Raw genomic sequence first — 10003 nt, forward strand, 5'->3', positions numbered from 1 at the left:
AAAGCAGTCTGTAAAATTATTTGATAAAAGAATCATAGAGTAAATCTAAAAATAGATAAAACAGTTTGTTTTTATTTTAATAATCGGTTTTATAGATTTTAATATATTCTTCATAAAAAGTCCCACTCCACAAAGGACTTTTTATGAAGTCAAAGCTTAGGGGTTACTCTGCATCCGCTGTTCAATTCTTAACGTTCTGGCCTTTAACTGACGTGTCAAACCAAACAATACAAGACTCAACAGCGCCATCATTAGCATCAAGATAAGCGAGAAGAATTGCATGACCGTAGTGAACTGCGCAGCTTGCTGAGCCTGTTTTTCTACACTTGCAGCCATCGGCGTCAGTGTTTTTCCATAGAGTTGGTGCTGCATCGTCCATAGCTGTTCAGGCTTAAACCCATATTCAATAAAATGTGAATCATTTTTTTCTGCTTGGACAAGAGCAAGCACATGCGGAATGGCTGCATTTTTATCGACAGGTTGGTGTAACAATGCCGTCTGTGCAAGCAAATAATGTTTTACGGGAAGCTGAATGTCTGACTCTTGCAAATAATGCGCGAGTTCGCTTTGTTGAATATTTTTATCGTAATATACAATTTTCTGGAAAGCCTCATGCTCATCATCTTTTAAATCATATTGCACATAGGTCAGTCCAGACCACAGTAAAATAAATGCGATCAGCCAAGCCACAAACTTCAGTATAAAAGACTGAAAACGCACATAGAAAAAGTGAACTTTCCGTGCATAGTGCACCAATACGAATGCCCCAACAAAAGACACCATAATCTTGAGCACAAGCCAACCAAACCATGACAGCAAATTCAGAAAATAATCTGGCTGTTGTCCAAGTGATGCTAGATTTTCATCGACACTCATGGGCATATGTAGCTGCTGTATTTCAGTCGTGAGCCCAAAAAAGCTATAGACAAAATCCTGCTGTAGGAAATAACTCACACCAGAAACGACCAACAGAATTACACTCACCATACACCATAAGCTCAGTTTACGCTGACGCTGTTTGAGTGTAGCTACACCTTGTTCAAGGTGCTGAGGCTGAACAACATACTCATCTAAAGAAGGCAAACATTTCTCCTCTATCGACCACCCAACTTAGCATTAAGATGGTGTCGTACGATTAGAACTCGAGTCTAAAACCAGTTGATTCAAATTGTCCTGCAAACTACGCAAACGTGTGGTTGCTTCCGCACGTTTCTGCATCCCTTCTTTTTGTATTTGAATCACATCATTTACTGTTTTAATGAGGGTGTTTTGTACATGTTCAAGCGTCTCAATATCAATCACCGAACGTTGATTGGCTTTTGCTGTATCTACTGAGTTTTGATGTAACAAATCAGCATTACGCTTCAATAAATCATTGGTCGCATCGTCAATGGTATTGGCCAACTGCACACTGTTCTTCTGCTCATTTAAAGAAATCGCCAAACTAATTTGATTTTTCCATGCAGGCAATGTGATGTTTTTAATCGCATAAAACTTATCGACCAACATCAGATTATTAGACTGGATAATACGAATCATCGGTAATGTTTGCATGGCTGATTGTTGTAAAACCTGCAAATCACTTACACGTTTTTCCAAATTATTGGCTAAATGATTGAGGTCGTAAACCCTCTGCGTCGTGGTTTGGTCTTGCGCCTGTGCAGTCAGTGTTGCAATTTCCTGCTGAATTTCATCCTGTTTCAACTTACCCGCCGCGATATACACACCGAGCTGTTTATATTCACTTTGTACACCATGAAACATCCGATCTAGCGTATCAACACGTGCTTTTAAACCAGACTGCGATTTTTCAATTTCTTTCACCAAAGTATCAATCTGTTCTTTGGTGGTATTAAAGTGCATATCAATATTATTCTTTGCGCCTTTAATTTTGCTCATCAAGCCACCGAAGAAACCTGAATTTTTCTTTTTATTTAAAATACTTGAGGTATTGAGCTGTTGTGCAACTTGTACTACCTGATTCAGCTTTTGCCCAGTTTCATCCAAGTCTTTATTTTGAACCAAATTTAACAACTCATCAGTATATCCTGAGGTTTGTGTCGCAATATTTTTACCATACTCCGCCACGGCGTTATGGTTGATTTCTGCCAACTCTTTCCGCGCTGCCAAGACTGCATTGAAGTCATCTTGTTGCAAGCCAATTTCTTGCAAATTTAACTGTTGAAACTTGTGTTCAATCACTTCAGTGGTTGGCTCTACCACAAGACTGTTTTGTTCTGGGTTGGTCATAATTCACCTAATCTATTTCTTAAAGTGTTGGTTTCTGTAGTGATTTTTTTAAAGTATGAATCAATTTTTCACGGCTATTATCGAGCTTTTCCAGTTCAATTGTCGAGCTTGATTGCTGGGATTGTTTGACATGATATTGCCATGCTGGGATCAAAACCTGCTGCGCCTCTTTATATCGGTCTAACAAACTCAATGAAAGCTGCTGAGACAACTGCATTTGCGTAATCGCAATATCATTACTGCTTTGCAAAGTTTGCAAGCTGTTTATTTTCTTGGACAAACGTTCTGCAAAATTATCTAAAGGATGTGCATTCTTCACAAATTTAGGATATTCCATTAAAAATGCTTCAGCCGCAGATATATATTTAGCCATTTGCTCACGTAAACCAGTAAGCTGCTGATAACGTGCTTGCGATTTTTGAATTTCGATTTGTAATTTTTGACTGAGATGATTGGCTCGATCCAGTAATTGATCCAGTTTTTTATAGTATTCAACTTGGGTTGCACCATATTCAATATCAATCCCAAGCCACTTTTGCAGCCCATTAAATTTTCGCTTTTTTAGGTATTTTTTTGAGTCAGCCAGTGACTGGATCAGTTGCTCAATGGTTTGACTCAGCTGTAAAGTCAGCTGTGGATCTATCCCATTAAGCAGCACAGACTGGGCCTGAATGACACTATCTGCATAATGATTGAGACGATATTGGTCGTTCAGCAACGGAACCAAATCATTACGCTGGATACTTAAAAGTTCGTCTGAATTGACTGGCATATCCCTTAATGGAACAAGAACGTCAATTTGTGCCATAGTGCTTTAACCCAATAAAGAAATTGAATAAAATCATTTTTATACTACAGCTTTTGTATTAAATAACATGTAGATTTTTGCAAAAATGCTGTGAAAACCTTTTATCTTGATCTGGCTAATCATTACTTCTGCTTCCAATAAAATGATATCTATTTAACATTATGATCATTCGTCTTCAGCACGTCATTCGTTATAGTTTAGGCTTCTGCATTGTATTAACCTTATTTATCAGTATTGGTGCTCACTATAAAGCAAAACACATCCACGAAACATTTTTAGAGCATGATCCGAGCCAATTGCAACAAGTGAGTGGCACACTGCTAGGCAATGAAACAGCTATTCAACTTTATCAAAAAAATCTAGCACCCTATAATTTAAACAGCTTGGGGAAAACGCAATTTTTGGTCGGTTTCTTTAGCCTGAATCAGAACCGAATTCAAACGGTTTGGTGTGATCGTTGGCTAGACTCACCTTTTAAGACCACCTCCTACACTGGCCCGAAAAATCCAATAAAACAAATGAATTTACCTATTCGCTATTTTCATACTTGCCAATGGCTATTCGATGCAATGCGGTTAACTTTAGATATTCCTGCTTGGAGAGGTCAATCCATCACTTATCTAAAGAGCCCTCATGATATTTTGTATGCACTACATGTGAATGGAAAAATGATTTTCGGCTATGAACAAGCCTATCAACAATATAACCAACTCTATCTAGATGAAATAAAAAATCGAAATCAATCAGCACTCTACTTTTTTGTTTTCTTTTGCATTACTGTCTTTCATTATAGAAAGCACATATTCAACGTCATAAAAAGCCATGAGCAACATGGCCTTAAAATTAAGTGATTCGATATTATAAATAATCACCTTCACGCTCAGGTTGATAAAGCACTTTTTCAATTTTGACTTTCATCATTTGACCGTCTGGTTGTGGCCATTCAATTTCCTGACCTTCAGCTAAGCCCAGAATTGCTGCGCCAATTGGAGCAACCACATTGACCTGCCCTTTCTCCCCTTTAAAATCATGCGGATAAACCAAGGTAATTTCAGATGCTTCTGTAGATGGGGCAATGGTCAGTAAAACTTTTGCATTCATCGTTACCACATTGGCAGGCATATCTTGTGGCGCAACAACATCGGCACGGGCCAATTCTTCTTCAAGCAACTGCATAGTCGGTGTAAGTTTAGGCTGATGCTCTAGCATCGTTTCTAAACGATGAAGATCCTGCTCAGAAATAATAATTGCTGGATTTGCCATGTGCTGCATCCCTATTTGAATACGATATGAATAAAATTCTTATTAAAAATAATTTATTAGCCTATAACTTCTGTTATATCAGAAATGCAGTCTAAATTACATTTCAACTGATTTTGATTTTTTAATGCCATAAAAAAAGCCCCCTTGAGGGGGCTTTCTCAAGTCAAACTTAGTTCGCGTAAACTGGGAATTTCGCGCAAACGGTTTCAACTTTCGCTTTAACAGCATTGATCACAGCTTCGTCACCTTTGCTGTCTAGAATGTCTGCGATCCAACCAGCAAGTTCACGTACTTCAGTTTCACCAAAACCACGAGTCGTCACAGCAGGTGTACCGATACGGATACCTGAAGTCACAAATGGTGAACGTGGGTCATTTGGTACAGAGTTTTTGTTCACAGTAATGTGAGCTGCACCTAACCATGCATCTGCTTCTTTACCTGTTACATCTTGCTTAATAAGAGATAACAAGAACAAATGGTTTTCTGTACCGCCAGAAACGATGTCATAACCACGAGCAATGAGAACTTCAGCCATAGCTTGAGCGTTCTTCACCACTTGTTGTTGGTAAACTTTATATTCAGGAGCCATTGCTTCTTTAAAGCAAATTGCTTTAGCCGCTACAGCATGAACCAAAGGACCACCTTGGTTACCAGGGAATACAGCAGATTGTAATTTTTTCTCGATTTCTTCGTTTGCTTTCGCAAGGATTAAACCTGAACGTGGGCCACGAAGTGTTTTGTGAGTAGTAGTTGTTGTTACGTCAGCAATCTGAACTGGGCTTGGGTAAACACCAGCAGCAACTAGACCAGCAACGTGAGCCATATCTACAAATAGGTAAGCACCAACTTTGTCCGCGATGTCACGGAAACGTTGCCAGTCAACAATTTGGCTATATGCAGAGAAGCCAGCAACGATCATACGTGGCTTATGCTCAATTGCTAAACGTTCAACTTCTTCGTAGTCGATCTCGCCAGTTTCTGGGTTTAAACCGTACTGAATTGCGTTATATGTTTTGCCAGAGAAGCTCACTTTTGCGCCGTGAGTCAAGTGACCACCATGCGCCAAGCTCATACCCAAAACTGTGTCGCCTGGGTTAAGAAGGGCTAAGTAAACAGCAGAGTTTGCTTGTGAACCCGCATGTGGTTGAACGTTTGCGTAATCTGCACCGAAAAGCTCTTTAGCACGGTCAATCGCTAATTGTTCAATCACGTCTACATATTCACAACCGCCATAGTAGCGTTTGCCTGGGTAGCCTTCAGCATATTTGTTTGTAAGTTTTGAACCTTGCGCTTCCATTACCGCTGGAGAGCAATAGTTTTCAGAAGCAATCAGTTCGATGTGCGCTTCTTGGCGAGCATCTTCCTGTGTGATTGCTTGCGCGATTTCTGGATCAAATTCAGCAATTGAGATATTGGCAAACATTAGCGAGGTCCTATGAAATTAGGGCTTTTAAGCCGTGCTAAGATTGGCGCGTATTGTAGCATGAAGTTTATAAATTTCGAGAACGAACTTTACTCTGTTTGAAATAAAAATCGCCCATGCAGTAAAACTACATGAGCGCTTTAGGTCAAAGCAAATTATTGAATTGGCATGAGAGTTTTAACATCTGCCACAAAGTTATCCAAATTTTTAGTATAAACAGTAGTGTGATCCCACTTATCAACTGCTGCGAGTTGATCGTCATTAACATACGTGATCACCGTACCTGCTGGTGCTGTATTCACTAAGTTATTGGTTATTGTTCTTGGTACTGTCGTATCGTATGTTCCTTGATAAATAATCACTGGGGTACTAATCTTGCTCTTCAAAGGTTGTGAACCATTGGCTAGAAAATCTTTTACTTCAGAAATATTCGACATAAATCCTGTTTGAGTTCGCGGATAACCATCTATGGTTCCATATGTTGCAGCATAAACACCCATCGCCCCACCAAACTTATTACCTAATGCTGTGTAACATAGTGATTCAGCTTCTGCTGCAATATTATCAGTTGGCGTTTGGAACACTTCGCTATAGTGTAAATTTGGATAAGGGTTTCTTAACCCTGCTGTAATTAAGGCTGTAAATGTGTCTAATCCTGCAAGTGTTTTAATTTTATTTGTTAAGTTTGTTTCAGCAGCTGCCTGTTGCTCACCGCCAATCAGAATCAAGCTTAAAAATGATGCAGGAGCAATTGCAATCGTACCTTTATAATCAAGTTGTGCACGTGATGCATTTTCAGCTGCACCCAATGCTGCATGTCCACCTTGAGAATGTCCGATGGCAGCCCAACGTTTTTCAGTTGTATTACCAAAATTTTGACTCGCTGCAACAACTGCATCGGTGATCGAATAGGCTTCACTTTTTAGATTTAAAAATGGATGCAACTCACGGCCACTAGGTTCACCTAAACCCTCATAATCTGGTGCAACCACGGCATAACCTGAGGCAAGAAGTTTAGCTATCAAATATTCATTTCCAGCTAAGCCCTGTTGGCTTGGCGCACACTGATCAGCAACGCCAGTTGTCCCATGTGCCCATGCAACAATTGGCCAACCACCTGTGGGCATTGTTCCTTTGGGTGTAAATACTAATGCGGTGGCTTGAGTCTCACTCCCATTTACACCACGCATTTTATATGTCATCAAGGTTTTAGATGCACTCACACTATCCAGAACAATATTGGCACTAGCATTAACATCCGTATAAGCTTCAGTTTTCACCACTGGATTTACAATATTATTTTTCGGGACTCCATCATTTACAACGACGGAAGTTGTGTTCCCTTCCCCACCACCACAGGCTGTTAATAACAGTACAGAACTGCTGACCAACACTGCCAATAATCTTTTTTTCATCTTCAATTTCCTTAATGAAGTTTTTTTCTTGTTGTAACGATTCAAATCACTTGAATACATTAATGATTTACGCTTCAAAATGACCTATAGCAAGATCACTTACAAAAAATAAACAAATGACCCTTTTGAATCTATCTTTATTTCTTGAAAAAACATAAAGCATTGTAATTTATAAAATAAAAAACCATATAACAAGTCATTGCACTTATAGGTGAGACTGTCCAAAAATACGTTTTTAACGCTATTTAATTTTCTCAAGATAATGAACTACGACTCGCTAGGCTTATTGTATCTAGTCGATTTGAACGGATGAATATGGCTCAATCATTTAAACTTGCGCTTCAGTGCATACACTTGTTCACCAACAAAAATAATATCAGGCTACAAATCCGACATCGCAGGCTGTCTTGATCCTGTTGAAAATGATAAATTTATACAGTTTTCAATTTTCGGACATGCATATGCAAGCCATCATTCTCGATACAGAAACTCATACCCTCAACGGTCAACCTATTGAGATTGCATACGCGCCAATTGAAATCATCAATGGCAAATTAAGCCTAGATAAAAGCCAAGTCTTTGATCAGCTCTATACGGTCGATGAACCGATTTCTTTTGCTGCTATGGCTGTACACCATATTTTAGAGTCAGATTTAGTGGGCCAACCCCACTACACGACATTCAGGCTACCAGATGATACCCAATACATTATTGGTCATAATATTGACTATGATATTCGTGCCATAGAAAAGTGTGGTGTAAATGTTTCAAATATTAAAGCAATTTGTACTTTGGCACTTGCGCGCTTAGTTTGGCCCGATGCTGAAGCCCATAATATTTCAGCACTCATTTATATGATCTCCAAAGGTAGTGAAAAAGCCCGTGAGATGATTAAAAAAGCGCACCGTGCGGATATGGATATTATCTTAACAGCCAATATTTTAATGCATGTTGTTCATCACTTAAAAATAAATAGTATGGAGCAGTTATTTACAGCCTCTGAAGATGCCCGCATTCCTCGTGTCATTAACTTTGGTAAACATCGTGGAACTGCGATTGCAGAACTCCCTGCCGACTATATTCAGTGGTTAATGCGCCAAGATGAACTTGATCCTTACTTACGTAAGGCTTTGGAAAATGCCAGCATTACAACACTTTAAAATCATTTGTCATAAATTGTTAATATTACTGTAATTTTTACACTGTATGTTCAGCCTTAATTTATTTTTTCGGGGGAGTAAATTAAGGTATGAATCATTATCAAAAGACAGCATTAGGTCTCGATGCGTTACAACAACGTCATATCCCACTCAATGCACGCCAGAGACGATTATTGGTTTTAATTGGCACAGAAGATTTTGACCGACTGGCAGATCAATTTAAACAACGTATTGCAACACCAGAAATACTCGAACAACTCGTCGAATTGGGTCTGATTCATTCCACCCAAGCAGCTCATACTCCAAAACCAACTCCTGTTGAATTTGAAACAAATATAACCAACATAGCTCCAAGTTCCTCCCCCGTTGTAACGCCTGAGTTGAAAGACAGCAACGCTGCTCTAGTTTTAAACACTGAAATTACTGCACCAGCACCAGCACCAGCACCAGCACCAGCACCAGCATTCAAAGCGTACAATTTTGAAGAAACTCGTGAGTTGATGATGAGTTTATTACAACGTTATTGTGGATTAATGGCGAGACAACTCATTCTCCAAATTCAATCTGCAACAGACCTACAAAGCTTGAAACGTTGCCAAATGCAATGGATTACCGCCCTACAAGAAAGTCGAATAGAACCCATCATGCTCAACCAATATCTACAGCAAATTAATCATTCACTTTTACGTTTACAAGCCGCTTGAGGCATGCATATTCAGTCTTTTTTTGTATGGTTCAAAAGGAGTAAGCTCTAAGAAAAAATATCAAGCTATTGTTTTTATAAATTTATTTTAAAATCTAAACTAAAATTTAGAGGTCATCCGAATTTCTTTAAACTTTGGCACAATTGGCTCAGTCAAGCGCTCAAGGCATAAATTCTAATATGAAATAGGAACCATGCTATGGCAATGTTAAATCATCTACTGTTTGATCCTGTAGATAACCCGATGCAATTCAGTAAAGTCGGAAATTGGTTGATTACTTTTTTATCTCCCCTAGAAGATCTAAACAATAGTTGTTTGGCTTTGACTTATATTCTTCCACGCCAACTCAGCCCACGACTACAACCACAGCGCATTATTATACACCGCACTGCAAATGCACATCTTTGGGCAATTGACTATGTCGAATGCTATGACAGTCAGCAGCAAAGTACGCTTTCATTTGCACCTCATACCGCAGAAGCACAATGTATACTGAATACTTTGATCCAAGAACTGAATAAGTATGATGTGGATGTGCAATTATGTGCTGACCTAACTAACGAGAAAAGCATCTGATTATTCAATAGAACCAAAGCGTTGTTTTTTATTTAAGCTTGGTGATCAAGCAAAAAAGCCCATGTAAACATGAGCTTTTTGTTCAAGATAAAATCAATCAATAACACGATATATATTCTCAGTCTGTTGACTTTCGAACAGCAGTTCAATACTCGGAAGAATCACCTCACCCTCAACCACAATATGTTCAATACGCTGAAACAAATCTAAATTTGCAGCCTCAGATTCTTCAGGGGCTTGCCTAAGTCGTGCTTTTACCTCATAGGTTTGACTGTATTGATCCTTAACCTTCACATCTACAAGTTGAGTCATTTTTCTTTCCTTTTCTTTTTTGCTCTGCTTACTTTTATAGCATAAGATTTTTAATTGTCCCGATTTGGAGATGTTAGAATTTATCGCAATGT

At 38.9% G+C, this 10003-nt stretch carries 11 protein-coding genes; 4 read left to right on the forward strand and 7 right to left on the reverse strand.

The features are described 5' to 3' along the window. Positions 1-156: 156 nt before the first annotated feature. Genes GBI16_RS16465 through GBI16_RS16475 form a run of 3 tightly spaced genes read right to left on the reverse strand, consistent with a single transcriptional unit; the run spans position 157 to position 3058 of the window. Positions 157-1083 (reverse strand): hypothetical protein, encoded by a 927-nt coding sequence (locus tag GBI16_RS16465; RefSeq protein WP_151707482.1) that lies wholly within the window; start codon positions 1081-1083, stop codon positions 157-159. Positions 1084-1116: 33 nt separating this feature from the next. Then, complete coding sequence (locus GBI16_RS16470) at positions 1117-2250, reverse strand: toxic anion resistance protein (protein WP_151707483.1); 1134 nt, start codon at positions 2248-2250, stop codon at positions 1117-1119. A gap of 19 nt (positions 2251-2269) precedes the next feature. After that, positions 2270-3058: a tellurium resistance protein gene (locus tag GBI16_RS16475; RefSeq protein ID WP_151707484.1), complete on the reverse strand. Its 789-nt coding sequence runs from the start codon at positions 3056-3058 to the stop codon at positions 2270-2272. 161 nt (positions 3059-3219) lie between these two features. Here GBI16_RS16475 and GBI16_RS16480 point away from each other — a divergent pair, with 161 nt between their 5' ends. Next, a complete protein-coding gene (locus GBI16_RS16480; RefSeq protein WP_151707485.1) occupies positions 3220-3909 on the forward strand; it encodes a hypothetical protein in 690 nt (229 codons plus the stop codon). A 7-nt stretch (positions 3910-3916) separates the two neighbouring features. Here the strand turns inward: GBI16_RS16480 and rnk are convergent, their stop codons facing one another. From rnk to GBI16_RS16500, 3 genes are all read right to left on the reverse strand, one after another. Then, positions 3917-4321: a nucleoside diphosphate kinase regulator gene (rnk, locus tag GBI16_RS16485; protein ID WP_087526224.1), complete on the reverse strand. Its 405-nt coding sequence runs from the start codon at positions 4319-4321 to the stop codon at positions 3917-3919. A gap of 169 nt (positions 4322-4490) precedes the next feature. Continuing rightward, positions 4491-5744, reverse strand: coding sequence for a serine hydroxymethyltransferase (gene glyA, locus GBI16_RS16490; protein WP_151707486.1), 1254 nt, complete (start codon positions 5742-5744; stop codon positions 4491-4493). Between the two features lie 155 nt (positions 5745-5899). Next, on the reverse strand, positions 5900-7159 hold the full coding sequence (locus tag GBI16_RS16500) for an alpha/beta fold hydrolase (protein WP_151707487.1): 1260 nt from the start codon (positions 7157-7159) through the stop codon (positions 5900-5902). Between the two features lie 461 nt (positions 7160-7620). On the opposite strand from GBI16_RS16500, the gene GBI16_RS16505 reads away from it, so the two are divergent. From GBI16_RS16505 to GBI16_RS16515, 3 genes are all read left to right on the forward strand, one after another. Next, positions 7621-8319 carry a DUF3820 family protein gene (locus GBI16_RS16505; RefSeq protein WP_151707488.1) on the forward strand — a complete coding sequence of 233 codons (699 nt, stop codon included), beginning with the start codon at positions 7621-7623 and terminating at the stop codon, positions 8317-8319. Between the two features lie 89 nt (positions 8320-8408). Beyond that, the gene (locus tag GBI16_RS16510; protein WP_151707489.1) at positions 8409-9023 is read left to right on the forward strand and encodes a hypothetical protein; all 615 of its coding nucleotides are present in this window, start codon (positions 8409-8411) and stop codon (positions 9021-9023) included. 198 nt (positions 9024-9221) lie between these two features. Continuing rightward, entirely contained in the window at positions 9222-9599 is a 378-nt protein-coding gene (locus tag GBI16_RS16515; protein WP_228267858.1) for a hypothetical protein, read from the forward strand. Between the two features lie 93 nt (positions 9600-9692). On the opposite strand, the gene GBI16_RS16520 is transcribed toward GBI16_RS16515, so the two are convergent. Beyond that, a complete protein-coding gene (locus GBI16_RS16520) occupies positions 9693-9911 on the reverse strand; it encodes a hypothetical protein (RefSeq protein ID WP_086207913.1) in 219 nt (72 codons plus the stop codon). Positions 9912-10003 lie beyond the last annotated feature (92 nt).

The sequence above is a fragment of the Acinetobacter sp. TUM15064 genome, assembly GCF_008980265.1.
Lineage (GTDB): Bacteria > Pseudomonadota > Gammaproteobacteria > Pseudomonadales > Moraxellaceae > Acinetobacter.